Source organism: Gordonia sp. NPDC003425, assembly GCF_053588635.1.
Genome location: NZ_JBSFQI010000002.1, coordinates 164,042 through 187,846 on the forward strand (window position 1 = coordinate 164,042; position 23,805 = coordinate 187,846).

Genomic DNA, 23,805 nt, shown 5'->3' on the forward strand with positions numbered 1-23,805 from the left:
CCGGCGGTTGCGCTACTGCCACCGGGTGTCGTCGAAAACCTCCGCCGGGATCTCGTCACCGGGCTGCACGCCGAGCGCCTCGAGTCTGCCCATCAGGGCGGCCGACGTGGCCACGTAGGTGATGAGATCCTCCGGCTCGGTGGACCTCTCGGCGGGATCCCCGCCGAGGAACTCGACCAGGGCGGGCGGGACGCAGTCGCCCATGTCGACCGAGGTCACCCCGACGGCGCTGCGCCACGCGTCGAAGCTGTGCGCATCCACCGCGTCGCCGATGTCGCCGTCGCGCACCGCGGTGAGTACGTCGCCGAGGGCGGCGAGTGGACCCGAGGCGCCGCTGGACGGATCGAATCCGACCACGGTATCGGCGTCGATGCCGTCGTCGTCGGCGAGGGTGAAGTAGACGATGCCGCGCCAGTCGGCGGCCACCGCGTCGATATCGTCGCGCCCGAAGATCTCCGACAGGAGCTCGCTCACGTGCGCGGCGCGTCGTTCCCCGAACACCTGGAACGCGCCGTACCCGACCACCTGTCCCTGCCTGGACGCCACATCGGATACCTTACGCACGTGAGAACGTCCCCGTCCGCGCGGCGCCTGCTGATGCTGGTCGCGTGCGCGGTGGGTCTCACAGCGGTCAGCGCCTGCGGATCGGACACCGCTTCAGGTGACGACACCCCCACATCGGTGCCGCGTTCGGCGGCCGTCACCGTCGCCCCGGGCGCGCCGGTGCGGACCCCACCCGGTACGACGCTCGATTTCGGGGCGACCGCCACGCTGCCCGCCGACACCTACCGCGCCGTCGGACAGCAGGCATTGTTCACCGTCACCGGCATCACACCCGGCAAGGGTGTGCCCGCCGCGCAGACCCGTGGGGGCACCGCCTACTTCGTCTACATCACGGTGACGTCGCTGGCGCCGCGGCCCGTACCGGCACCCGAGCTGACCGGGTTCGCCGGCTCCGGCGACGGACATTCCCCGGCGCTCACCCTGCCGCCGTCGACGGCGCTGTCCGACTGCCCGTCGCCCACACCGCCGAAAACCATGCGACGCGGGGATTCGTATGCGAGTTGCCTGATTGCGTTCGCCGACGAGGGAACCACACTCCGTCAGGTGATCTACTGGGCCGACACCACCGGCGACGAGTCCCTCGACTACAAACAGTCGCCGGTGGTCTGGCGCAATCCGAACCAGGTGACCAGCAGCTCACCGGCGGCGTCGCCACCGGCCTGACCCCCGAATGGAGATCGTGCGTTGCCCAGCCCCTCCTGCTAGCCGGTAGTAACCTCAGCGCAGGCCGTCACGACAAAAACGGCTGATCTGCACACCGCCTCGGAGGGTTAGCGATGTCTGAAATAGCTTCTGATGCAACCGATTCGGATGCCGTAGAACCCAAGCCGAAACGCACGTTCCCCACCGCGCTGACGATCATGGTCAGTGTCGGCGTGCTGCTGTGGATCGCGTCGTTCTTCATCCCGGCGGGCGAATACGTCAAAGGTGCCGACGGCAAGACCACATACCAATCCGCCGACGCCGACCTCAGTTTTGTCGGCAGACTCATTCAGCTGGTCAAGGCGCCGCTCAACGGTTTGTACGGAATCCGGGACGCCACGACGGGTTTCGTCGGCCCGTACGAGAGCGGCTTCATCTTCGGCAGCGCCCAGGTTTTCGCCTTCATCCTCGCCATCGGCGCACTCATGACCGTGGTCATCAGAACCGGCGCCCTCACCATCGCGATCCAGCGGGCGGCACTGCGTTTCCGCACGAACGGCATCGTGCTCGTCATCGGCCTGATCTGGATCTTCGGCTTCCTCGGCTCGCTGAAGTCGTGGGGCGACGAGACGATCGGCATGTATCCGCTACTCCTGCCGCTGATCATCGCACTCGGCTACGACCGCCTGGTGGCGGTGGCGGTGATCAGCGTCGCGCCCTTCGCCGGGTCGATCGGATCGGTGTTCAACCCGTTCCGCATCGGCGTCGCCTCGGATGCGGCCGGGGTCGACATCGCCGACGGCGCCCCGCTTCGCATGGTGATCTTCGTGGTCACGATGGCGATCGTCACGTTCTTCACGGTTCGGTACGGGCAGCAGGTTCGCAAGGACCCCGCAACCTCACAGATCGGTTTCTCCGACGAGGACCGCACGATCATGGAAGCCGACGCGGCCCTCACCGATCCGCCCAAGCTCACCGGTCGCCACAAGCTGGTGCTGGTACTGCTCACCTTCACGTTCGCGCTGATGGTCTTCTCCCTGGTGCCGTGGAGCGCCCTGCTGGACCGGACCGAGATCGACCCGGTCACCAACACCGAGGTACAGAAGGTGTTCAGCTGGGATCTGGGATGGTGGATGCCCGAACTCGCCGCGCTGTTCATCGTGATGGCCGTGGTGATCGGCATCGCGGGCGGCCTGCGCGAAGGCGAACTCAGCGACACGATCGTGCAGGGCATGAAGGACTTCGCCGGCCCCGCAATCCTCATCCTGGTGGCGCGCGGCATCGCGGTGATCCTCACCAACACCAAGACCCTCGACACGATCCTGCACTGGATGGAGCAGGCGGTCAGCGGTACCCATCTGGCGGTGTTCGTCATCCTGTTCTCGATCCTGACGTTGCCCCTGGCATTCCTGGTCGGTTCCGGCTCGGCGGCCATGGCCTTGGTGATGCCGGTGCTCGCTCCGCTGGGCAGCGCGGTGGGTACCGGCGAGCCGCTGATCATCACCATGTACAACAGCATCGGCGGCGTCGTGCTGCTGCTGGCGCCCACCAACGCCCTGCTGATGGCCGGCCTGATCCTGGCAAAGGTCAACTACGGCAAGTACATACGCTTCATGGTGCCGATGCTGGTGACGCTGTTCGTGGCGTTGGTGGTGCTGTTCCTCATCAGTCTGCTGTTCACCTGAGATGCGATGCGTCTCGAGATGCGTTCGATCTTCGTCGGCGGGAGCATAGGGTGATGTCCCGCTCCTTGTCCGCCATCGATTCCCACTCCAGCGGCCGCCGCGACACCCTGGCCGCCCTCGCCTCCTCGTCGGAGGGTTTGAGCGGCACCGAGGCCGCGCACCGACTGGACGCCCTGGGACCCAACAAACTCGAGGAAGCCGCCACCCGCCCGGCGTGGCTGCGTTTCCTCGCGCACTTCAACAATGTGTTGATCTTCATCCTGCTCGCCGCGGGTGTGCTCAAGGCGATCCTGGGCGAGTGGATCGACTTCGGCGTCATCATCGCGGTGGCGTTGATCAACGCGGTGGTTGGCTTCGTCCAGGAGGGTCGGGCGGAGAGCGCTCTCGCCGGCATCCGGGGCATGCTCTCCCCGCACGCACGCGCACGCCGCGATGGTCAGTGGGTCGACGTCGACGCCGAAACACTCGTTCCCGGCGATGTGGTCTCGATCCGCTCCGGTGACCGCGTACCCGCCGACATGCGGCTGCTGGAGGCCACCAATCTGCAGATCGAGGAGTCGGCGCTGACCGGCGAATCGGTGCCGGCCACCAAGGACACCGTCGCCGTCGAGGTCGACGCGGGGATCGGCGACCGAGCGTCGATGGCGTATTCGGGCACCATCGTCTCGGCGGGCACCGGCGTCGGTGTGGTCACCGCGACGGGAGCGTCCACCGAGATCGGTCGCATCCAGTCGATGATCGCCGACATCGACGTGATCGAAACCCCCTTGACCCGACGGCTCGACCGTTTCGGTAGGCAGCTGTCCCTGGTGATCCTGGGAGTGGCCGGGCTGATCGTGGTGATCGGCAAACTGATCCACAGCTTCACCATCGACGAGTTGGTTTCGGCAGCAATCGGTTTCGCTGTTGCCGCCATCCCCGAGGGGCTGCCCGCGGTGGTGACCATCACGCTGGCTCTCGGTGTGCAGCAGATGGCGCGACGTCGAGCCATCACCCGCAAACTGCCCGCGGTGGAGGCGCTCGGTTCGGTCACCGTGATCTGCTCGGACAAGACCGGCACGCTCACCCAGAACGAGATGACCGTGCGTTCGGTGATCACCGGTACCCGCGACTACTCGATCGAGGGCACCGGCTACGACCCCACCGGCGCGATCCTCGCCGACGGCGCACCGGCCGTCATCGCCGACCACCCCGACCTCTCGCAGTTCGTGGTGACCATGGGACTGTGCAACGATTCGCGCGTCGCACAGAATCCCGACGGCCTGTGGCAACTGGTGGGCGAGCCCACCGAGGGTGCGTTGCGCACCCTGGCACTCAAGGCCGGATTCGATTCCGGCACAGACCGGCTCGGCGAGATTCCGTTCGAGTCGACACACAAGTTCATGGCGGTGCTCGTCGACGTGCCCGACTCGGGACGCACCATCCTGATGAAGGGTGCCCCCGACCGTGTGCTCGACCGCTGTACGCACCAACTCGACGCGGACGGGCACACGGTGCCGCTCGATCGGATGCGGTGGGAGCGCGACATCGACGCGCTCAGCAGCGAGGGGTTACGGGTGCTCGCCGCCGCCGCGCGGCCCGCGCCGTCGGCGCAGTCCCTGGACTTCGACGACGTCGCCGACGGGTTCACCTTTCTCGGACTCGCCGGCATCGTCGACCCCCCGCGGCCCGAAGCGGTGACTGCGATCGCCGACTGTCACGGGGCGGGCATCCGGGTGAAGATGATCACCGGCGACCATGCGGGCACGGCGCGGGCGATCGCCAACGAGATGGGGTTGGTCACCGATCCGCAAGCGCCGGTGCTGACCGGCGCCGAGCTCGAGCAGATGAGTCAGACACGCCTGCGGGAGACGGCAGGCGATGTCGACATCTATGCGCGCACGAGCCCGGAGCACAAGCTGCGGATCGTCTCCGCGCTGCAGGCGCAGGGCGAGATCGTCGCGATGACCGGCGACGGCGTCAACGACGCGCCCGCACTCACCCGTGCCGACATCGGTGTGGCCATGGGCATCAAGGGAACCGAGGCCACCAAGGAGGCCGCGGGGATCGTGCTGGCCGACGACAACTTCGCCACCATCGAACGAGCGGTGGAGGAGGGTCGGCGGATCTACGACAACATCCGCAAGTCGATCCTGTTCATGCTGCCGACCAATGGTGCGCAGTCGCTGGTCATCCTGGTGGCCATCCTGTTCGGCTTCGCATTGCCACTCGCCCCGGTGCAGATCCTGTGGGTCAACATGATCACCGGCGTGACGCTCTCGTTGGCGCTGGTCTTCGAACCGGCCGAGCCGGGGATCATGTCGCGGCCACCACGTGACGCGAGGGGCCCGCTGATCGCTGCGCGCGATCTCGCGATGATCGCCTTCGTGTCGATCGTGGTGTCGGCGGCGACCATTGCGGTGTACTTCGTCGCGAAATCGGGTGGTCACTCGCTGGCCGTCGCGCAGACCGCGGCGGTCAACATGCTGGCACTGGGGCAGCTGGCCTACCTGTTCAACTGCCGCTTCCTCAACAGTTCGAGCCTGCGACCGGGCGCGCTGCGCGGCAACCCGATGGTGTGGTGGACGGCCGGGGCGCTCGTGGTACTGCAGCTGGTGTTCATCTACGCGCCGTTCATGCACACCTGGTTCGGATCGGCGCCGCTGACCGGTATCGGGTGGGGCGTGACGATCGGGTTGGCGGTGGTGGTGTTCTTCGTCGTCGAACTCGGTAAGGCGGTCGCGCGACGCTAGGTACGCGACGCTAGGTGAGTCGCCGGGCGAGGGGGCCCGGCAGAAATCGCAGGGCCGCCGCGATCGGCACCCACGGCCACGGCGGCACCGGGGCATAGGACTTCTCGGCGTCGATGGCCTTGACCATCGCGGCCACGCCGGAATCGGTGTCGGCCATCAGCGCGGTCTTCACGCCGCGGTTGATATCGGTCTCGATGTAGCCGGGCAGGATCACCGACACTCGAATCGGCGATCCGGCGAGTTCGGCCTGCAAACCCTGGCCGAGCGCACTCACCCCGGCCTTGGACGCCGAATAGGCGGTCTGCGCCTTCGGCAGGCCGCGGATGGCGCTGATCGAGCTGATCAGCACGAGGTGGCCGTGGTTTTTCGCGCGGAAGATCTCCATGGCGGCCTCCGCCTGCGCCAGCGCCCCGACCAGGTTGGTCTGTACCGTCTCGATGTTGGCGTGCGCCTTCCCGGTACCGATCGGGGCGCCCTTGCCGAGTCCGGCGTTGACGATCACCCGGTCGAGGCCGCCGAGTTCGTCGTGCAGTTTGCCGAAGGCGACCGGGACGGCGTCGACGTCGGTCACGTCGAGTGCGGTGACGGCCACCTGCGCGGCGGCCGGTCGCAGTTCGTCGGCGAGGGTTTCCAGCCGATCGAGTCGCCGGGCCGCCAGCCCGAGCGCCCGGCCCTGGGCCGCGTATGCACGGGCCATGCCCTCGCCGAGTCCGGAACTCGCGCCGGTGATCAGGATCTTCTGTCGGGTCGCCACGGCAGCCAATGTACCGATTCGATGTCGGCATACCGATACAGATGCGGCGGCAGGGCGCCGTCGCGGCAACTATTGTCTCGACGTCGCTGTGCCACCGCGGTTATATCGGCCCGCGTACCAGCCGCAGCACCGCGTTCTGCCCGTCGTCGCCGATCAGCCTCCCGGCACTCGCCCAAACCGGCCCGATCCCACCGAGGACGGCGTCGGCCTGGGTGCGGTTCATCTCGACGAGCAGCGTGCCCCGACCGGCGAGGAACTCGGGGGCTTCGCTGATCAGCGTGCGGATGTGATCGAGACCGTCGGGGCCGCCGAGCAGGGCGCGGCGTGGTTCGTGGTGGGCTTCGTGCGGCAGCAGGTAGAGGGCGGAGTCGGGAACGTACGGCGGCACGGCGGCGATCACCGACACCATGCCGCGCAGCGCATCGGGCAGCGCCCGCAGCCCGGGCCCGGCGTGGTATGACGCCTGGCCGCCGAGGTTGCGTCGCGCGTGGCCGAGGGCGAGTGGATCGAGGTCGGTGACGTGCAGATCGGCGTGCGGGAGTCGGTGACGCACGGTCGCGGCGATCGGCGCGACACCGCAGAATGCTTCCACCACAACGGGTTCGGCAAAGCCGCGGGCGGCGTCTAGGGTCGCCTGCGCGAGCAGCAGGGACCGCTGGCGCGGGATGAACACGCCCGGTCCCACACTCAACGTGAGATCCCCGAACCGCACCGCGCCGACGAGGTGTTCAAGCGGTTCACCCGCGAGGCGTCGGGTCACCAGGGTGTCGAGGTGGGCGGGGTCGGATGCGGCGTCGGCGAGGATGTGGGCCTCCTCCTCGGCGAAGACACATCCGCCGGCCCGCAACCGGGCGGCGAGTGCCGCGAGGTCGACGGTGACCGGACGGGTGCTCATTTCAGCAGTCTCGACATGCGGCGGTCGGCGAGCACCTTGCCGCCGGTCTGGCACGTCGGGCAGTACTGGAAGGAGCGGTCGGCGAAGCTGACCTCGCGGATCGTGTCGCCGCAGACCGGGCACGGCAATCCGGTGCGGGCGTGCACCCGCAATCCGGTGCGTTTCTCCGACTTCAGCCGTGCCACCTCCTGGCCTTCGAGCCGCTCGATGGCGTCGGTCAGCACCGCCCGCATCGCGCCGTACAGGGTGTCGATCTGTGCGTCGGACAGGGTTTTGGCCGAGGCGAACGGCGAGAGCTTCGCGGTGTGCAGGATCTCGTCGGAGTAGGCGTTACCGATGCCCGCCAGCACCCGCTGATCGGTCAGTACGTTCTTGATGCGTCCGGCGGTGCCGTGCAGGATCTCGGCGAACTCGTCGCGCGACACCCTCAGCACGTCGGGTCCGAGCGAGGCGATGCGGTCGACGTCGGCGACGTCGCGGACCACCCAGACGGCGAGGCGTTTCTGGGTGCCCGCCTCGGTGACGTCGAATCCCTCTCCCCCGCCGCCGGGACCGGGCAGTCCGCAGTGCACCCGCAGCGCGATCGGACTCTTTCCGCCGGGACGCAGCGGACGCGGCGAGAGGTCGTCGCTCCAGCGCAGCCAGCCGGCCCGCGACAGGTGGATCACCAGGTTGATCTCCGGGTCGGCCGCCTGTTCGGCGGTGCCGGGGATCGTCCGGATGATCAGATACTTGCCGATGCGGCCGGCGGATTCGACGATGCGTCCGGCCAGCGCCGTGTACGGCGGGTCGGCGGTCTTGAGCACCGACAGCGACGCCACATCCACACGCCGGATCGGTAGGCCGGCCGCACGGCCGTCGACGTAGTCGGCGATGGCCGTCACCTCAGGCAACTCGGGCATGACTCCAGTGTGCTCTAGTAATCAGATGATCTCCGCGCATTCGGATGCCGAGCTGTCGGCACGCATCGCGAGGGGCGCGGGCGACATCCTGCTCGGTGTGCGTTCCGGCGAGTTGCTGAGCGGTCGCATGCTCGGCGATGTCGGCGACGCGATGGCGCAGGCGTGGATCGCCGCGGTGTTGCGCCGGCATCGCAGCGGCGACGCGGTGCTCTCCGAGGAGGCCGCCGATGTGGGCGACCGGGGCTCGGCGGGGCGGGTGTGGATCATCGACCCGCTCGACGGGACCCGCGAGTTCGCGTCGGGCACCGCCGACTGGGCGGTGCACGTGGCGCTCACCGAGGCCGGGGCGGTGACCGCGGCCGCGGTGTCGCTGCCGGCGACGGGCGAGATGTTCCGCTCCGACACCGTGCCCGCGACCACGGGTCCGCTCACCGGGCGGATCGCGGTGTCGCGCTGGGGCGGCACCTACGAGGTGGCGGCCGTCGCGCGGGCGCTGGGGTTGGCGGCGGTCGAGATCGGGTCGGCCGGGGCCAAGGCGATGGCGGTGGTGCGCGGTGACGTGGACGCCTACATCCATTCCGGCGGCCAGTACGAGTGGGACAACTGCGCTCCGGTCGGGGTGGCGCTGGCGGCAGGCCTGCACTGCAGCCGACTCGACGGTTCCCCGATCGTCTACAACCAGCCGCAGCCCTACATGCCCGACTTCGTCATCTGCCGCAGCGAGATCCGCGACGACGTGATGGGTGTGCTCGACCGTGTGTGGTGAGCGCGTCCCCAGGCGCCTCGTCACCCTTTGCGCAGCAGGTAGATGTCCATGATCCAGCCGATGCGGGCGCGCGCCTGTGCCCGGACCCGGGCGATCTCGTCGGCGACGTCGCCGACCCGTCCGCTGACGAGGATCTGGTCGGGGGTGCCCAGGTAGGCGCCCCACCAGATGTGATCGTCGTCGGCGGCGGTGTGCCGGAACGCGAGGTCGGCGTCGAGCATCACGATCTGGTTGGTGTCGGCACCGGGCGGGGTGTCGGCGAGGCGACGGCCCGTGGTGATGTGCACGGGTTCACCGATGCGGTGGGCCACGATGCCGTGCGCGGCGGTGAGCGCACTGGCGCTGGTGACACCCGGAATCACCTCGACGTCGACGTCGAGCCCGGGTCTGGCGGAGAGGTCGTCGACGATGCGCAGGGTGCTGTCGTAGAGGGCCGGATCCCCCCACACCAGAAACGCGGCGACGGCGCCGTCGGAGAGTTCGCTGCGCAACGCGAGGTCGATGACCTCGGCGCGGGCGGCGTGCCAGCGGCGCACCTCGGCGTCGTAGTCGGCGGGATGGCGGTCGCGGGGCGGGTCGGCGATGGCGATCACGCGGTGATCGGCCCGGGCGTAGCGGTCGAGCAGCGTGCGACGCACCTGGAGCAATCCGTCTTTCGCATGCCCCTTGTCGAGGGTGAGGAACACGTCGACGTCGGCCATCGCCTCACTCGCCTGCACGGTGATCTGACGCGGGTCACCCGGCCCGATCCCGATGACGCGCAGCGTGATTCGCATCCCCTACACCCGCACGCGCGGCAGTCCGTGTTTGCGCGCGGTCATGTCGAGGATGAACTGGCGCGGCAGCAACCGCCGCATCGCGAAAACGAGTGCTGCGGAATTCCCCTTGGCGTAGAACGGTTTCGGATGTTCGGCGAGCGCGGCATCGACGATCACCCGGGCCATGTCGGCGGCGGTGATACCGGCGTCCTCGTTGCGGCGGGTGGCCGCGGCCAGCGTGTCGTATTCGGCGCGATACACCGAATCCTCGCCGATGTAGATGCTGCGCCGGTCGCCGATGCCGGTGGCGATGGTGCCGGGTTCGACGCTGATCATCCGGATTCCGTACGGCGCCACCTCTCGCCGGGTGGCGAAGGCGAACGCCTTGAGCGCCGACTTGGTGGCCGCGTAATTGGAGCGGAACGCCACCGGGAAGCTCGACAGCATCGACCCCACCAGCACGATGGTGCCGCGGCGTCGGCGGCGCATGCCCGGCAGTACGGCCTTGGTCAGGGCGATCGGGCCGAACACGTTCACCCGGAACAGGTCCTCGATCGCGGTCATGGGCGTGTCCTCGAGCGCCCCGGCCTGCGACTCGCCGGCGTTGTTGATCAGGATGTCGACGTCGCCGACCTGCCGGGCGCACTCGGTGGCGCTGTCGTAGTCGGCGTTGTCGAGGCGCACATAAGTGACGCCGGGAATCGGATCGGCGACGGTGTCGGGGTGGCGGCTGGTGCCGAACACGCGGTGCCCGGCCGACGCGAACTGACGGGCGACCTCGGCGCCGATGCCGCTGGTCGCGCCGGTGACGAGAACTGTCTGAGGACTGATGGTCGATGCCACACAGTCACCGTATCTGTGCTCCCGGCAGGATTCGAACCTGCGACACCGGCTTTAGGAGAGCCGTGCTCTATCCCCTGAGCTACGAGAGCGAGAGCGCCCGGCCGCGATCCGGAGGACCCCGGGCCGATTGGACGCCGACGAGTCTACGTCACCCTCGAATGCGCAGCGTGGGCACCGGTGCGTCGACCTGCTCCCGCCACGATCAGCGGGTGCGCGCCCCCGTGACGATCGCCTGCCGGGCCAGGTCGATCTCGCCGCGACAGAAGTCGGCGTCGACCTGATCGTCGATCCGGTCGACCGCGTCGTAGATCAGGGTGAGATGTCGGAGCACCGCATCGCGGACATCGTCGTCGACGGCGGCGGTGCCGAGTCGCCGCGCCAGCAGGATCGCCGCGGTCATCGCGATCGGGTGGGCGATCGCGTAGGTCCGCACCGCGCCGAACACGTCGTCGATCAACTCCGTCAACGGCAGCCGGGTGACGATGAGCCGCAGGGTGCCGTCGGAGTCCACCCGGCCGAGTTGCGGCGCGGTGCGCTGCGCCATCGGAGTCAGGCCCGCGGCGAGTTCGTTGAGCGCGTTGTGCGCGGTGTACGGGTCATTGGTGCCCGGGGACAATGCGCGCACCGCCATCTCGGTGAGCTGCTGCACCGCGAACTGGATGTCCTGATAGGGCGTGCGGGTCTCACCGACGTGGATGTGCGCGCGGACCTTGTCGTCGGGCACGTCGACATCGGAATCGCGCGCCGGACGCCGGTCCTCCTGCGCGTTGTCCACGGCGGGGTGGACGTAGGCGATCGGATCTCCCTCGATGACGTGGTCGCCGGGGCGCACCCCGACGACGATCAGGCAATCGTGCTTGCACGCGGTGTCGAGCACCGACTCCTCGTCGATGCCGATGATGAAACCCGAGAGGGCCGAGGTCACCACCTGCCCACCCGGCGGTGTCGGCGCGGCCACCGCGTCGGAGGGCTCCTCCTCCGGATACAGCAGACCCACAACGCTGTCGAGTTCGGAACGCACCCGCGACGACAACGTCGAGACCTGGATCGACCTCGCGATGTGGTTGATGAAGTAGACCAGGACGATGACGTCAACGACGGCCAACAGCACCGCGACGTTGATGGCGATGTCGGGGACGAAGGAACCCTTGAGATCGTCCTCGCCGCGGATGGCCCGCAACACCATCAGCGAGTAGAGGAACGTCGCGCCGAACATGCCGAGCACGAACTGGTTTCCCCGGTCGTTCATGAAGTTCCGGACCAGGCGCGGACCATAGGTGGAGCTCGCGGTGGCCAGCACCGAGATCGTGATCGAGAAGGAGGTCGCGGCGACCGCCAGAATCGACCCGGCGATCGCGCCGAGGATGTCGCGGCCGCCGCTGACCCCGACCTGGTAGAAGAGCACCCCCAGCCCGGGACGCGTTGTCCCGACCGCCTTGTCGAGGGCGACGAGCAGCTGGGCCAACACGATGCCGGCCAAGCCGAGCAACAGGGGAACCAACCAGAAGGCGTCACGCATCTGTGCGAGACGAATGCGCATAAGCTCCCCGCTCATCTCGGCGTCGGTCGTCATTCGGTGGTTTCCACACCCTAACGTCACCGACGCCGACACCGGCGGTCGATCGGGACGGACCGCCGACGGCGAGTACGCTCATGCCGGTCCGTCGAGGGAGGAGTCCGATGCCTGATTTCCCCGGCACGATCATGGATGTGATGCAGCGACGCTCCTGGTTGCCCGGACGTGTCGAACGGGCACTGACCGGCGGCGGACGCGCGGTCACCGATCTGACGATCGTGGTGACCGGGGCGTCGTCGGGAATCGGGCGCGCGGCCGCGACCCAACTCGCCGCCCGTGGCGCGCACGTGATCGCCGTGGCCCGACGCGAATCCGAGCTGAGCGCGCTGGCCGCCGAGACCGGCTGCTCCTTCCGTGTCTGCGACCTCGCCGACGAGACCGCGATCAGCGCGCTGCTCGACGAACTCCACACACTGTCCGTCGACGTCGTGGTCAACAACGCGGGCCGGTCCATCCGACGCTCGATCCGCGCCGCCGCCGGCGACGGCACCCCCGACACCATGCGTCTGCACGACTACCAGCGCAGTATGGCGCTCAACTACTTCGCCGCCGTGCAACTCACCCTCGGTCTGCTCCCGGGCATGATCGATCGCGGTCGCGGTCAGTTCGTCAACGTCTGCACCTGGGGCCTGCTGCCCGGCACCTTTCCCCGCTTCTCCGCATACGCGGCGTCGAAGAGCGCCCTGGCGATCTTCGGGCGCAGCCTCAACGCCGAACGCCCGCATCCGAACATCTGCGCCACCAACGTCTACTTCCCGCTCGTGCGCACCGACATGATCTCGCCGACAACCGAATACGACGACCTACATGCTCTCGAGGTGGCCGAGGCGGCCGACTGGATCATGCGGGCGGTGAGCCACCAACCGTCCGACGTCGCACCCGCTGCGCTGCGCGCCCTGCTCCCGGTGATCGACTACCTCAGTCCCGCGGGCGCCGACCGCACAATGGCCGCGCTGACCTGACGAGTCGACCGGGCCTCGAGGTTCAACCGAGCCGGAGCTTCAACCGCGCTCGAGGTCATCCGAGCTGTTCGCGCAGCTTGGACTCGACGTGCTTGGTCAACTGGCCGACGAACGGTTCGAGAATGGCCTTGAGAGCCCGGCCGGTGAGGCCGCCGGGCAGCCGGTAGTCGATCTCCAGATCGATCGAGGTACCGCTCTCGGCATCAGCGAAGTGCCAGATGTTGGTGATCGGGAAGCCTGCGATCGACTCGAGTTTCAGCACTTCGTTCTCCACCCACTCGGTGGTTTCGAGCGTCGACGACAAGGTCTTGGGCCCCACGTTGAGTTGCGCTTCGAATTGCGAACCCAGGCCGAAGGTCTGCTCGGTGATCGGTTCGAAGCCCGAAACCCCGAACAGATAGTGGGGCACGTTGGTGTAGTCGTTGACGTAGGCGAACGCATCCTCGCGGGACGCGTCGACGACGAATGAATGACGGGTTCCAGGCACTGCACATCCCCTTCGGTCACGGCGTCCCCGGGCCCGGGTCGAGCGCGGGATCAGCACCGACCCTAGGGCACCTCAGTCGGGCAACGCGCCGGACACGCGACGCAACAGGGCTGCGAGCTGGATATGTTCGTCGTCGGTGAGTGCCGCGAGCACCGCGCGGTCGTCGGCGAGCCGTCTCGGCAGCTCCGTGTCGACCAGACGCCGACCGTCCCCGGTCAGCGTGAGCAGCACCACCCGGCCGTCACGGTCAGAGCGGCGTCGCTCCAGCAGGCCCCGACGAGCGAGATTCTCGGTGATCTTGGTGACGGACGCGCCACTGAGCATCGTGGTGGACACCACCTCGCTGGCACGCAGCGGACGCGTGGCCCGCGCCAACGCACCCAGCACGTCGAACTCCGACCGGCCGATGCCGTGCACCTCGAGTGTGCGCTCGAGCCGATGGTTGGTCACCGTTGCGATGCGCTGAATCCGGCCCAGGATCGCGATCGGGCGGGTATCCAGATCCGGGTAGGCCGCGGTCCACTCCGCTTCGATCCGGTCCACCACATCGTGGCCGCTCCCCGAATCCGTCTCGTCGCTCACGCTCCGATCGTAGCCACCCTCCTCCTATATTTCACTACTAAAACAGTGATAAAGTTGATGGATGCCGACGCCCTCCTTGACCGCCCACGCCCAGCGCAGCAGCCTCGCGTTGCGTCACGCGACCAGCCACGCCGCGCTCCGCGACGCCCTGCGTGTCGACCTCGGCAACGCCGGGGTGGCCGGACCGATCCGTGTCGGGGTGGCGGTCGGCGTGGTCCTCGTGGTCGGCGGACTGCTCGGGCACCGCGACGTGGCGGGATTCGCCGCCCTCGGCGCGCTGGTGTCGGCCTTTTGCCGGCCAGACCCGTATCCGGTGCGCGCGGTACGTTTGGCGGTGCTCGGTGCCGGCATCACCGCTGCCATCGCCATCGGTGCCACGGTGGGCGTCTACGCGAGTACGACGATCACCGAGATCACGGTGATCGCACTGCTTTCCGGCGCGGCAGCCTATCTCGTGTCCGCGCTGCACATCGTCGGGCCGGGCGCGGTGGTATTCGTGTTCGCGGCCACCGGAGCCGCGGGTTTCGCGCACGACGCAGCCGACATCGGCCGCGCCACGGCGGCCACAATGGCCGGTGTCGTGGTGGGGATGCTCGCCGCGCTGGCCCCGTGGGCTGCCACCCTTTTTCGTCCCGCCGACCGCGCCCACGCCCGTCGTGAATCGATCCGGGTCACCCTGGCCGGCGGCCGGGGCACCGCCCACCATCACCTTCTGCTCAATTCGGCACGGATCGTCGTCGCTGCCGCCGCAGCGGCCGGCCTCGCCGCCGCGGCCGGGCTCTCCCACCCGATGTGGGCGGCTATGGGCGCGGTGGCGGCGATGCAGGGCGTGACCTACCACCTCACCGTTCGACGCGGGCTGCAGCGCTTGATCGGGAACGTCGGTGGCGCACTGATCGCCGCGACCCTCTTGGCGATCCCGTTGGGTTACTGGGGCGCGGTGGCCGCCATCGTCATCTTCCAGACGCTCGCGGAAATCCTCTCCACGGTCAACTACGCATTGTGTTCACTGGCCGTCACACCGATGGCGTTGATCCTCACCGGACTCGGCGCGGGCCTGACCCCGCACACCGCGGTCGACCGAATTGTCGACACCCTCATCGGTGTCGCGATCGGCATCATCGTCGCAGCTCTGACGATCCGCACGGCCGATACACCGACCGTCGCCGACGCCCGGCGCTGACCTTTGCCAGCACAACGTGTGTTTTCACGGGCGTCACATGAAGGCAACGATCCCGGTACGTGTCGCTCATAGCGTCGGTGTGCTTGAAGACAAAGAGTCCAACTCGCCACCCGGCCCACCAGACACACTGTGAGTCCGGCCAGGCGGGGAGCCAACACAGGAGCAATACATGAGTGGCAGCATGTCACGCCGCCAGGCGATCGAAGCCGTAACCACCTACTCCATGGAGACGCCCGGATTCCAGGAGCCCCTGGCAGACACGTTCGGGCGGAACGTGTTCTCCCTGTCGGTGATGAAGACCCGCCTTCCCAAGCACGTCTTCAAGGCGGTCGCCGCAACCATCGACAAGGGTGTGCCGCTCGACCCCACCCTCGCCGACTACGTCGCCGCCGCCATGAAGGACTGGGCGCTCGAGCACAACGCTTCGCATTACGCGCACGTGTTCTATCCGTTGACCGGCTTCACCGCGGAGAAGCACGACTCGTTCCTCGAGCCCGACGGCGCGGACGGGTCGATGGCGGAGTTCACGGGCAAGACCCTGCTGCAGGGCGAGCCGGACGCATCCAGCTTCCCCAACGGCGGCCTGCGCGGCACCTTCGAGGCGCGCGGCTACACCGGTTGGGACGTCACCAGCCCTGCCTACATCCTGGAGAATCCCAACGGCAACACGCTGTGCATCCCGACGATCTTCATCTCGTGGACCGGCGAGGCCCTCGACAAGAAGGTCCCGTTGCTGCGCAGCCAGCAGGCGATGAGCAAGCAGGCGATGCGTGTGCTGCGACTGTTCCACGACGACGTCGACACCGTCGTCTCCTACGCCGGACCCGAGCAGGAGTACTTCCTGATCGACCGTCACTTCTACTTCGCGCGGCCCGACCTGATGACCGCCAACCGCACACTGTTCGGCGCGAAGCCCTCGAAGGGCCAGGAGTTCGACGACCACTACTTCGGCGCCATCCCCGACCGCGTGCTCGCCTTCATGTGCGAGCTCGACCGCGAACTGTTCAAACTGGCGATCCCGGCCAAGACCCGCCACAACGAAGTCGCCCCCGGCCAGTTCGAGCTGGCGCCGGTGTTCGAGCGCTCCAACCTCGCCGCCGACCATCAGCAGTTGATGATGACCACCGTGAAGAAGGTCGCCGAGCGGTACGGCCTGGTGGCGCTGCTGCACGAGAAGCCGTTTGCCGGAGTCAACGGATCGGGCAAGCACGTCAACTTCTCGATGGGCAACAACAATCAGGGCAACCTGCTCAACCCCGGCGACACCCCACACGAGAACGTGCAGTTCCTGGTGTTCTGCGCGGCCATCATCCGCGGTGTGGACAAGTTCAGCGGCCTGCTGCGCGCCTCGGTCGCGTCGGCGTCGAACGATCATCGCCTCGGCGCCAACGAGGCACCGCCCGCGATCATCTCGATCTTCCTCGGTGACCAGCTCTCCGACATCTTCGACCAGATCGCCAAGGGCGGCGCCAAGGAGTCCAAGGCCTCCGGCGTCATCGAACTCGGCGTCGACACCCTGCCGCCGCTCAAAGCCGATGCGGGCGACCGCAACCGCACCAGTCCGTTCGCCTTCACCGGCAACCGATTCGAATTCCGGGCGCCCGGCTCCAACCAGTCCATCGCCGACCCGATGGTCGCCATCAACGCCATGCTGGCCGATTCGCTCGACTACGTGGCGACCTACCTCGAGAAGAAGGTCGCCGACGGCACCGATCTGAACGACGCGGTCCAGTCGTTGCTCGCGGAGATCATCACCGAGCACGGTCGCGTGGTCTTCAACGGAAACGGGTACTCCGACGAGTGGCAAGAGGAAGCGGCCTCGCGGGGCCTGCTGAACCTGCGTACCACCGTCGATGCCCTCGCCCAGTACGACGTGCCGGAGAACAAGGAGGTGCTGAGCAAGTACGGCATCCTCTCCGAGCGCGAACTCGAGGCCCGCAAGGACGTCATCCTCGAGCAGTACTCGCTGGCACTGCTGGTGGAGGCCAAGGAGACCCTCGAGGTCGCCAAGACGATGATCCTTCCCGCGGCGACCCGCTACCTCGGGGAGCTCGCGAGCACGGCCGGGAGCCTCAAGGCCGCGGGCGTCGACGTCGAGACACCGGTGCTGGCCACCATGGCCGAAAAGGTCACCGAGCTGAACTCGGCGATGGACACCCTCGAGGCGGCCATCGAAGGCTTCCACGCCGCCGATGTCGAGGACGAATCGAAGTACGCTCTCGAATCGCTGATTCCCGGGATGGACAAGGTCCGCGAGGTCACCGACGGACTCGAGACCGTCATCGCCGACGACCTGTGGCCGCTGCCCACCTACAACGAGATGCTCACCATCATCTGAGTCCTCTCACTCGGCACATCGTGCCCGTCGGGATCCGTCCCGGCGGGCACGGTTGCGTCTGCACCGGCTCGGCTCACCGGGCGGGCGGCCGGGCACGCAGCGACAACGCGACGACGAGCCGGGTGGCGGGGTCGTCGAGATCCATGCCGGTCAGTTCGCGCACCCGGCGGATGCGATACCGCAGCGTGTTCGGATGCACATGCAGCGCCGCGGCGGCCGCGCGGACATCGCCGAAATGGTCGAGGTAGGCGCGCAGAGAGGCGGTCATGTCCCCGTCGCTGCGCGCATCGCGTTCGGCGAGTTCGGTGACCCGGCTGTCGATCAATTCGGGATTGGCCGCCAGCAGGGCCACGATCTCCCCGAGCAACACACCGGTCTGCGACGCCGCGACGGTGGTGACCTCGTCGATGAGATCGCCTTCGCGCCGTGCCGCGTCGAGCACACGGTCGGCCTGCGCACGCAGCGCCGGCACCGCCGACAAGCCGTCGGCGGGACCCGACACCACCGCCCGGGCCCGGGTGTCGGCCTGATTCCGCGTCGCCGACACCGCCGTTCGCGCCCATGCCACCGTCGGCTCGAGTTCGGCGCCGGGGACCACCACGTATGCGCGCCCACCGATGGCGACGGTCACCGACAGTGGGCTGTACGCACTCGCACGCAGCGTCAGTGCCGACACCACACCGGTGGGCACATCAGAACCCGCAACCGGCCCCGGCCCGTCGAGGCCGCCGAAGGCCACCACCATCACCGGGTCGTCGGGGGCGATGCCCAGCTGCGTGCCCAGGAACGGGGCGTCGACCGCCTCACCCCGCGTGCCCAGCAGTCGCCGCACCAGTTCGTCGTGTGCGCTGCCCACCGACCGGCGACGCGAGATCACGCGCGCGGCGACGGCCGCGGCGCCCACGAGAACCTCTGCGGCATCGTCGGACATGGGTGCGCTGCCCTGCTGCAGCCACATGGTGCCGAGGAAGTCACCGGGCGTGCCGGTGGTGGACGGCGCACGGATGGCCACGGCGAGCCGCGGTCGCAGACCGAGGTCGGCTCGTTCGTCGACGGTGACCACATCGGTGGACGTGCGCAATGCGTCCATCACCCCCCATTGACGCAGCCAGGCCAGCATCGCCGGTGGGCCCTCGCGACCCAGGATCGACAACCGTCGCAGCTCGTCGGCCTCGTCGCCGGCGCTGCTGTAGGCCAGCACATGCGAGCGTTCGTCCTCGATGCTCACCAGGGCGCCGGTCCGCCGGGCCACCTCCGCCGCGAGTTCGAACAGGTCGCCGATGTTTCCCGCGCGCATCGATTCCGCGGTCTCGCCGCTGTCCACACCACGGGCGGCGTCGAGCACCCGGGTCACGAGGTTGTAGATCCGTTCCCATCGCGCGGAGGGGTCGACGGCCACCACCGCCACGCCCAGCGATTCCGCCTTGGCCACCAGGCGCTTCGACGGATTCTTCACCAGGACCACCACGGGCGGTGCCGCGATCACGTCGTTGAGCAGGCGGGCCGCGGAATCCTCGTCGAGTCCTACGAGCAGGAACAGGTGCGCACCGCGGGCGGCGCGGCCGAGACCGAGTTCGACGTCATCGGTGTCGATCATTGCGATGTCGGAGATCGGCATGTCCAGTCCCCGGGGTGCGGTCACCAGGGTCGCGACGGTCCGGTCGAGGGCGAGCAACAGATTTCCGAGGCCCACGCCAGACATCGTCAGAGTGTACGTCGCTTGTTCGTCGGCCTGCCGGTCACTCGCCTGCCGGTCACTCGCGCAGTGTCGCCTGGAAGGCGATGCGGTCACCGCGATAGATCGACCGCACCATTTCGATCGGTTCACCGTGCGCGTCGAGGGACCGCCGATGCAGCAGCAGCAGCGGCATTGCCGTGGTCGTCTCCAGCAGTCGTGCCTCGCGCGGACTCGGGAGCGCGGTTTCGATGCGTTCCTCGGCGCTGGTGAAGGTGACACCCTCGGCGCGGATGGCCGCGTAGAGCGACGTCCCGGGGTCGAAGGAGTGGTAGAAGCCGCCGAAACGATGTTTCGGGAGATATGTGCTCTCCAGGCCGAGTCTGACGCCGTCGGCCAGCAGCACCCGCTCGAGATGCATCACCGGTGTGCCCGGCGCCAGCCCGAGTCCTGCGCCCACGGCCTCGTCGGCTTCGATATCGTTGAACGACACCAGGATTCGTCCGGGCACGCGGCCATGCTGTTTGGCGCCCTCAGTGTAGGACCGCAGCGAGAGTGGTTGCACCAGTTTGGGTGCCGAGACGACGGTGCCGCGCCCCCGCCGCTCGATGCGGCCCTCGACGATCAGGTCCTGCATCGCCTGCCGCACGGTTTCACGCGACACCGAGAACTGTTCGGAGAGCGCACGTTCCGGCGGTACCGAATCGCCTTCCTCGAGGTCGTCGATGATCCGTTCGAGCGTGGTGCGCACCCGGTAGTACTTGGGCTCCTCGGCACTGACCATCAGCCGGCGACACCCGCCGCCATGACCCGGCCGGCCACGGCCATCACCTCGGCCGGATCGAGCCCCGCGGCCCCGGGAGTCTTGGCGGCGTCGTCGTAGCGCCGCAACCGGATCGCGTCGGGCCACCACCGGTGTTCCGTCCACTGCCGGCCGACCATCTGTGCACCCCCCTGGGCCGCCAGCGACCGCACCGAGGTGGCGCTCAACCCGGCCGCATACTCGTCGTCGGTGGCCGCCAGCCACTTCTTGGCCGCGACGTGGGAGCCGGCGAGCCAGCCGACACGTTCGCCGAATCGCGGCGTCAACCAGCGCCGTGCCGCCTCGTCATGGGGCGCGTCGCCTCCGATCATCGGGCTGTGGGCGACGTCGTGGAGCACCGCGGCCAGCACGAGTTGATCGTCGGCGTGGTCGGCAGTGGCGAGGTGACCGGCCTGCAGCGCGTGGTCGAGTTCGTCGACCGCGTCCTCGTCCCACACGTTCCGCAACGATGCGAGAACGGCCGAGAGTTCGGCGAGCGGGTCGGCATCGTTCAACACCATGGCCCCATCGTACCGAGACTGGTCTAGACCAAGAGTTCACGACGCGTTTACGCGCTGTCCGTTGTTTGGTCTAGACCAAACGGTGCAGACTGAGCGCCATGAAGGTGATCGTCGTCGGAGGTGGCGTCCTCGGCACCGCCCATGCCCTGCATGCGGTGCAGCGCGGACACGAGGTGGTGCTGATCGAGCGTGAACGCGAGGCCCGCGGCGCCACCGTCCGCAACTTCGGACTGGTCTGGGTGTCCGGTCGCGCCGACCACGAGTTGGCCGCGGCCCAGCGGGCGCGCGATCTCTGGGAGAAGATCGGCGCCGACATTCCCGGCATCGGGTTCCGGGCGGCCGGCTCGATCACGTTGATCCGCACCAATTCCGAACTCGGCGTCGCCGAGCAGGTGATGGCAAAACCCGACGCCGCCGACCGGGGCTTCGCGCTGATCGAACCCGACGAGATCCGGGCACTCAACCCGGCGTTGCGCGGCAGCTTCCTCGCCGGGTTGCACTGCAGTCGCGACGGGGCCGTCGAATCCCGCATCGCACTGCCCGCGATCCGTGCACATCTCGCCGGCACCGGCAGGTTCACCTTTGTGCCCGGCCGGGAGGTGACGTCGATCGAGAACGCGGGCACGGGCGTTGCGGTCGGTGATGACACCGGGGCGATCCACCGCGGCGACACGGTGATCTACTGTCCCGGTGCGGCGCACGGCGGCCTCACCCGCGAACTCGTGGGCTCCCGGCCGCCGGTCCGGCGGGTACGGCTGCAGATGATGCAGACCGCGCCGCTCGGCGAATCCCTCACCACCGCGATCGCCGACGGTGACAGCTTTCGCTACTACCCCGCCTTCGCCGGCGATGCCCTCAGCACGCTCGACGCCGTGCAGCCGCAGCGCCCGGTGGCCGCCGACCATCACATGCAGTTGCTGTGCGTGCAGCGCCTTCACGGCGGCCTGACCATCGGCGACACCCACGCCTACGACCGGAACCCGGACGGCAGCGACGCCGACGCCTTCGCTTTCGATGTCACCGAAGAACCGTACCGGCATCTCACCGAGGTCGTCGAAACCCTTCTGGGACGGCGGATTCCACCCATCGAACGACGTTGGGCCGGCGTGTACTCGCAATGCCTCGACCCCACCGAACTCGTCTTCCGTCGCGAGGTGGCATCGGGCGTGTGGGTGGTGACCGGCCCGGGCGGTCGCGGCATGACGCTGGCACCGGCCATCGGCGAACAGACCGCAGACCTCATGGGTCTGTGACCGTCCACCCATCCAGACCAGGAGGTCCCATCTTGTCCGACAAGCACATTCGGCTCGCCGCCCTCGACATGGCAGGCACCACGGTGGCCGACGACGGCAGCGTGCTCGACGCCTTCGACGCCGCGACCGCGTCGGTGGGACTCCCCACCGACGGCGACGGTCACACCCGTATCCGACGGTACGTCCTCGACACCATGGGGCAGTCGAAGATCACCGTGTTCCGCCACCTCGTCGACGGCGACGAGGACCGCGCACAGCAGGCCAATACCGCGTTCGAGAAGGCTTACGACGCAGCCGTTCTCGACGGCGGGGTGCGGGCCATCGACGGCGCCGCCGACACCATCGCCCGGCTGCGCGACGCGGGCGTCAAGGTGGTGCTGACCACCGGTTTCAGCGCATCGACCCAGCGTCTGCTGCTTGACTCGCTCGGCTGGGCCGACATCGCCGACCTGGCCCTGGCGCCGTCGGCGGCGCTGCGTGGCCGCCCCTACCCGGACATGATCCTGCAGGCACTGATCACGCTGCAGGTCGACGACGTCCGGGAGATCGCCGTGCTCGGCGACACCGCCAACGACATCCTCAGCGGCGTACGCGCCGGAGCCGGCCTCGTCGCGGGCACCCTCACCGGCGCACACGACGAGGCGACGCTGCGGGCCGCCGGTGCCACCGCCATCATCACCGACATCACCGCACTGCCCGACCTGCTCGACGCCTGACCGCAGTTCCACCACAACCGTTGTGGCGCAACGTCGCACCACCACAGAGCCCTACCATCCCGAACCCACCCGTTCACGCCGACCCTTCACCACACATCCACCAGGGGGATTCCTCATGCGCTCTACACGTCTGTCCCGCCGCGCACTACGAGCCGTGGCGCTGGCCGCCGGTGTCGCGGCATTCACGCTCACCGCCGCCTGCGGCGGCACCGGATCGTCGGATTCCGGCGGCGACACCGTCACCCTGTACACCGCCGACGGTCTCGGCAGCTGGTACAAGTCGGAATTCGCCAAATTCAAGGAACAGACCGGGATCTCGGTCAACATCGTCGAGGCCGGGTCCGGCGAGGTGGTGTCGCGGGTCCAGAAGGAGCAGTCCAACCCGCAGGCCGACCTGCTGGTGACCCTGCCGCCGTTCATCCAGAAGGCCGACGCCGAGGGCCTGCTCACGCCGAGCGGCGTCGACACCGCGGGCGTGGCGCCGGGCAATCTCTCGCCCGAGGGCACCTACGTCGGCATCGTCGACAACTACCTGTCCTTCATCCGAAACCCGTCGGCTCAGCCGGCGCCCGCCACCTGGAACGACCTGCTCGAACCCCGATTCAAGGGCAAGATCCAGTACTCCACCCCCGGCCAGGCCGGCGACGGCACCGCGGTTCTGCTGCTGCTGCAACACCTCATGGGCAATCAGCAAGCCCTCGACTACCTGGCCAAACTCCAGGTCAACAACGTGGGGCCGTCGAGTTCCACCGGCAAGCTGCAACCGAAGGTGAGCAACGGCGAGTTGCTGGTGGCCAACGGCGACGTGCAGATGAATCTCGCGTCCATCCGCGACGACGGCTCGAAGTTCGACGTCTTCTTCCCGGCCATGCCCGACGGCTCGCGCACCACGGTGTCGCTGCCGTACTACGCCGCGCTCACCAAGGGGGCGCCGCACGCCGACGACGCCAAGAAACTGCTGACCTTCCTGTTGTCCAAGGACGTGCAGACCACGGTGGGGCCCGACGCGCTCGGCGTGTCGGTGCGCACCGACGTACCCGCCTCGACCGGATCGCCGAGTCCCACGCAGACAATTGCCGGCGTGACCATCTGGCGGCCGGATTGGAAGAGCGTGCTGAGCACCCTCGATGCCGATGTCGCCGCGTATCAGAAGGCCACCGGGAGCTGAC

Annotated in this window: 22 protein-coding genes and 1 tRNA gene; 10 read left to right on the forward strand and 13 right to left on the reverse strand. The window is 68.2% G+C overall.

Annotated elements, in window-relative coordinates; translation table 11 throughout:
• Positions 1-12: 12 nt before the first annotated feature.
• Complete coding sequence (locus tag ACWDTD_RS03265) at positions 13-546, reverse strand: hypothetical protein (protein ID WP_449745630.1); 534 nt, start codon at positions 544-546, stop codon at positions 13-15.
• An 18-nt stretch (positions 547-564) separates the two neighbouring features.
• On the opposite strand from ACWDTD_RS03265, the gene ACWDTD_RS03270 reads away from it, so the two are divergent.
• The 3 genes from ACWDTD_RS03270 to ACWDTD_RS03280 all read left to right on the forward strand — a co-directional run bounded on the left by ACWDTD_RS03270 (position 565) and on the right by ACWDTD_RS03280 (position 5,623).
• Positions 565-1,227: a hypothetical protein gene (locus ACWDTD_RS03270; RefSeq protein ID WP_449745631.1), complete on the forward strand. Its 663-nt coding sequence runs from the start codon at positions 565-567 to the stop codon at positions 1,225-1,227.
• Between the two features lie 113 nt (positions 1,228-1,340).
• Positions 1,341-2,891, forward strand: a complete 1,551-nt coding sequence (locus ACWDTD_RS03275) for a YfcC family protein (protein WP_449745632.1) — start codon at positions 1,341-1,343, stop codon at positions 2,889-2,891.
• Between the two features lie 53 nt (positions 2,892-2,944).
• Entirely contained in the window at positions 2,945-5,623 is a 2,679-nt protein-coding gene (locus ACWDTD_RS03280; RefSeq protein ID WP_449745633.1) for a cation-transporting P-type ATPase, read from the forward strand.
• 10 nt (positions 5,624-5,633) lie between these two features.
• Here ACWDTD_RS03280 and ACWDTD_RS03285 read toward each other — a convergent pair whose 3' ends face one another.
• The 3 genes from ACWDTD_RS03285 to ACWDTD_RS03295 form a co-directional block, all read right to left on the reverse strand.
• Complete coding sequence (locus ACWDTD_RS03285) at positions 5,634-6,377, reverse strand: SDR family oxidoreductase (protein WP_449745634.1); 744 nt, start codon at positions 6,375-6,377, stop codon at positions 5,634-5,636.
• A gap of 100 nt (positions 6,378-6,477) precedes the next feature.
• A complete protein-coding gene (locus ACWDTD_RS03290; protein WP_449745635.1) occupies positions 6,478-7,272 on the reverse strand; it encodes a N5-glutamine methyltransferase family protein in 795 nt (264 codons plus the stop codon).
• Positions 7,269-8,174 carry an Fpg/Nei family DNA glycosylase gene (locus ACWDTD_RS03295; RefSeq protein ID WP_449745636.1) on the reverse strand — a complete coding sequence of 302 codons (906 nt, stop codon included), beginning with the start codon at positions 8,172-8,174 and terminating at the stop codon, positions 7,269-7,271. The genes ACWDTD_RS03290 and ACWDTD_RS03295 overlap by 4 nt, the downstream gene beginning before the upstream one ends.
• A gap of 25 nt (positions 8,175-8,199) precedes the next feature.
• Here ACWDTD_RS03295 and ACWDTD_RS03300 point away from each other — a divergent pair, with 25 nt between their 5' ends.
• Positions 8,200-8,940 (forward strand): 3'(2'),5'-bisphosphate nucleotidase CysQ, encoded by a 741-nt coding sequence (locus tag ACWDTD_RS03300; RefSeq protein WP_449745637.1) that lies wholly within the window; start codon positions 8,200-8,202, stop codon positions 8,938-8,940.
• 20 nt (positions 8,941-8,960) lie between these two features.
• Here the strand turns inward: ACWDTD_RS03300 and cobF are convergent, their stop codons facing one another.
• The 4 genes from cobF to ACWDTD_RS03320 form a co-directional block, all read right to left on the reverse strand.
• Positions 8,961-9,716, reverse strand: a complete 756-nt coding sequence (cobF, locus tag ACWDTD_RS03305) for a precorrin-6A synthase (deacetylating) (RefSeq protein ID WP_449745638.1) — start codon at positions 9,714-9,716, stop codon at positions 8,961-8,963.
• A gap of 3 nt (positions 9,717-9,719) precedes the next feature.
• The gene (locus ACWDTD_RS03310; protein WP_449745924.1) at positions 9,720-10,529 is read right to left on the reverse strand and encodes an SDR family oxidoreductase; all 810 of its coding nucleotides are present in this window, start codon (positions 10,527-10,529) and stop codon (positions 9,720-9,722) included.
• Positions 10,530-10,557: 28 nt separating this feature from the next.
• Positions 10,558-10,630 (reverse strand) — tRNA-Arg (locus tag ACWDTD_RS03315).
• 113 nt (positions 10,631-10,743) lie between these two features.
• Positions 10,744-12,114 (reverse strand): DUF2254 domain-containing protein, encoded by a 1,371-nt coding sequence (locus ACWDTD_RS03320; RefSeq protein ID WP_449745639.1) that lies wholly within the window; start codon positions 12,112-12,114, stop codon positions 10,744-10,746.
• Between the two features lie 107 nt (positions 12,115-12,221).
• Between ACWDTD_RS03320 and ACWDTD_RS03325 the strand changes: the two genes are divergently transcribed.
• Positions 12,222-13,079: an SDR family NAD(P)-dependent oxidoreductase gene (locus tag ACWDTD_RS03325; RefSeq protein WP_449745640.1), complete on the forward strand. Its 858-nt coding sequence runs from the start codon at positions 12,222-12,224 to the stop codon at positions 13,077-13,079.
• Between the two features lie 55 nt (positions 13,080-13,134).
• Here the strand turns inward: ACWDTD_RS03325 and ACWDTD_RS03330 are convergent, their stop codons facing one another.
• Both ACWDTD_RS03330 and ACWDTD_RS03335 read right to left on the reverse strand, forming a co-directional pair.
• Entirely contained in the window at positions 13,135-13,566 is a 432-nt protein-coding gene (locus ACWDTD_RS03330; protein WP_449745641.1) for an SRPBCC family protein, read from the reverse strand.
• Positions 13,567-13,638: 72 nt separating this feature from the next.
• Positions 13,639-14,148 (reverse strand): MarR family winged helix-turn-helix transcriptional regulator, encoded by a 510-nt coding sequence (locus ACWDTD_RS03335; RefSeq protein WP_449745642.1) that lies wholly within the window; start codon positions 14,146-14,148, stop codon positions 13,639-13,641.
• Between the two features lie 61 nt (positions 14,149-14,209).
• On the opposite strand from ACWDTD_RS03335, the gene ACWDTD_RS03340 reads away from it, so the two are divergent.
• Together ACWDTD_RS03340 and ACWDTD_RS03345 are read left to right on the forward strand one after the other, a co-directional pair.
• A complete protein-coding gene (locus ACWDTD_RS03340) occupies positions 14,210-15,331 on the forward strand; it encodes an FUSC family protein (protein ID WP_449745643.1) in 1,122 nt (373 codons plus the stop codon).
• A gap of 169 nt (positions 15,332-15,500) precedes the next feature.
• The gene (locus tag ACWDTD_RS03345; RefSeq protein ID WP_449745644.1) at positions 15,501-17,669 is read left to right on the forward strand and encodes a glutamine synthetase III family protein; all 2,169 of its coding nucleotides are present in this window, start codon (positions 15,501-15,503) and stop codon (positions 17,667-17,669) included.
• A 73-nt stretch (positions 17,670-17,742) separates the two neighbouring features.
• Here ACWDTD_RS03345 and ACWDTD_RS03350 read toward each other — a convergent pair whose 3' ends face one another.
• Genes ACWDTD_RS03350 through ACWDTD_RS03360 form a run of 3 tightly spaced genes read right to left on the reverse strand, consistent with a single transcriptional unit; the run spans position 17,743 to position 20,667 of the window.
• Positions 17,743-19,371: a PucR family transcriptional regulator gene (locus ACWDTD_RS03350; RefSeq protein ID WP_449745645.1), complete on the reverse strand. Its 1,629-nt coding sequence runs from the start codon at positions 19,369-19,371 to the stop codon at positions 17,743-17,745.
• A 52-nt stretch (positions 19,372-19,423) separates the two neighbouring features.
• Complete coding sequence (locus tag ACWDTD_RS03355; RefSeq protein ID WP_449745646.1) at positions 19,424-20,128, reverse strand: GntR family transcriptional regulator; 705 nt, start codon at positions 20,126-20,128, stop codon at positions 19,424-19,426.
• Positions 20,128-20,667 carry an HD family phosphohydrolase gene (locus ACWDTD_RS03360; protein WP_449745647.1) on the reverse strand — a complete coding sequence of 180 codons (540 nt, stop codon included), beginning with the start codon at positions 20,665-20,667 and terminating at the stop codon, positions 20,128-20,130. The genes ACWDTD_RS03355 and ACWDTD_RS03360 overlap by 1 nt, the downstream gene beginning before the upstream one ends.
• Positions 20,668-20,765: 98 nt before the next feature.
• Here ACWDTD_RS03360 and ACWDTD_RS03365 point away from each other — a divergent pair, with 98 nt between their 5' ends.
• From ACWDTD_RS03365 to ACWDTD_RS03375, 3 genes are all read left to right on the forward strand, one after another.
• Positions 20,766-21,920, forward strand: coding sequence for a TIGR03364 family FAD-dependent oxidoreductase (locus ACWDTD_RS03365; RefSeq protein ID WP_449745648.1), 1,155 nt, complete (start codon positions 20,766-20,768; stop codon positions 21,918-21,920).
• A gap of 32 nt (positions 21,921-21,952) precedes the next feature.
• Positions 21,953-22,636, forward strand: a complete 684-nt coding sequence (locus ACWDTD_RS03370) for a phosphonatase-like hydrolase (protein ID WP_449745649.1) — start codon at positions 21,953-21,955, stop codon at positions 22,634-22,636.
• Positions 22,637-22,751: 115 nt separating this feature from the next.
• A complete protein-coding gene (locus ACWDTD_RS03375) occupies positions 22,752-23,804 on the forward strand; it encodes a 2-aminoethylphosphonate ABC transporter substrate-binding protein (RefSeq protein WP_449745650.1) in 1,053 nt (350 codons plus the stop codon).
• Position 23,805: the final 1 nt, after the last annotated feature.

Bases quoted from the DNA above. Each gene is read 5' to 3' on its own strand.
- ACWDTD_RS03300 (WP_449745637.1), top strand. From the start codon at position 8,200: ATGATCTCCGCGCATTCGGATGCCGAGCTGTCGGCACGCATCGCGAGG.
- ACWDTD_RS03345 (WP_449745644.1), top strand. From the start codon at position 15,501: ATGAGTGGCAGCATGTCACGCCGCCAGGCGATCGAAGCCGTAACCACC.
- ACWDTD_RS03325 (WP_449745640.1), top strand. From the start codon at position 12,222: ATGCCTGATTTCCCCGGCACGATCATGGATGTGATGCAGCGACGCTCC.
- ACWDTD_RS03365 (WP_449745648.1), top strand. From the start codon at position 20,766: ATGAAGGTGATCGTCGTCGGAGGTGGCGTCCTCGGCACCGCCCATGCC.
- ACWDTD_RS03360 (WP_449745647.1), bottom strand. From the start codon at position 20,667: ATGGTGTTGAACGATGCCGACCCGCTCGCCGAACTCTCGGCCGTTCTC.
- ACWDTD_RS03375 (WP_449745650.1), top strand. From the start codon at position 22,752: ATGCGCTCTACACGTCTGTCCCGCCGCGCACTACGAGCCGTGGCGCTG.
- ACWDTD_RS03275 (WP_449745632.1), top strand. From the start codon at position 1,341: ATGTCTGAAATAGCTTCTGATGCAACCGATTCGGATGCCGTAGAACCC.
- ACWDTD_RS03350 (WP_449745645.1), bottom strand. From the start codon at position 19,371: ATGTCTGGCGTGGGCCTCGGAAATCTGTTGCTCGCCCTCGACCGGACC.
- ACWDTD_RS03290 (WP_449745635.1), bottom strand. From the start codon at position 7,272: ATGAGCACCCGTCCGGTCACCGTCGACCTCGCGGCACTCGCCGCCCGG.
- ACWDTD_RS03280 (WP_449745633.1), top strand. From the start codon at position 2,945: ATGTCCCGCTCCTTGTCCGCCATCGATTCCCACTCCAGCGGCCGCCGC.
- ACWDTD_RS03320 (WP_449745639.1), bottom strand. From the start codon at position 12,114: ATGACGACCGACGCCGAGATGAGCGGGGAGCTTATGCGCATTCGTCTC.
- ACWDTD_RS03355 (WP_449745646.1), bottom strand. From the start codon at position 20,128: ATGGTCAGTGCCGAGGAGCCCAAGTACTACCGGGTGCGCACCACGCTC.
- ACWDTD_RS03340 (WP_449745643.1), top strand. From the start codon at position 14,210: ATGCCGACGCCCTCCTTGACCGCCCACGCCCAGCGCAGCAGCCTCGCG.
- cobF (WP_449745638.1), bottom strand. From the start codon at position 9,716: ATGCGAATCACGCTGCGCGTCATCGGGATCGGGCCGGGTGACCCGCGT.
- ACWDTD_RS03295 (WP_449745636.1), bottom strand. From the start codon at position 8,174: ATGCCCGAGTTGCCTGAGGTGACGGCCATCGCCGACTACGTCGACGGC.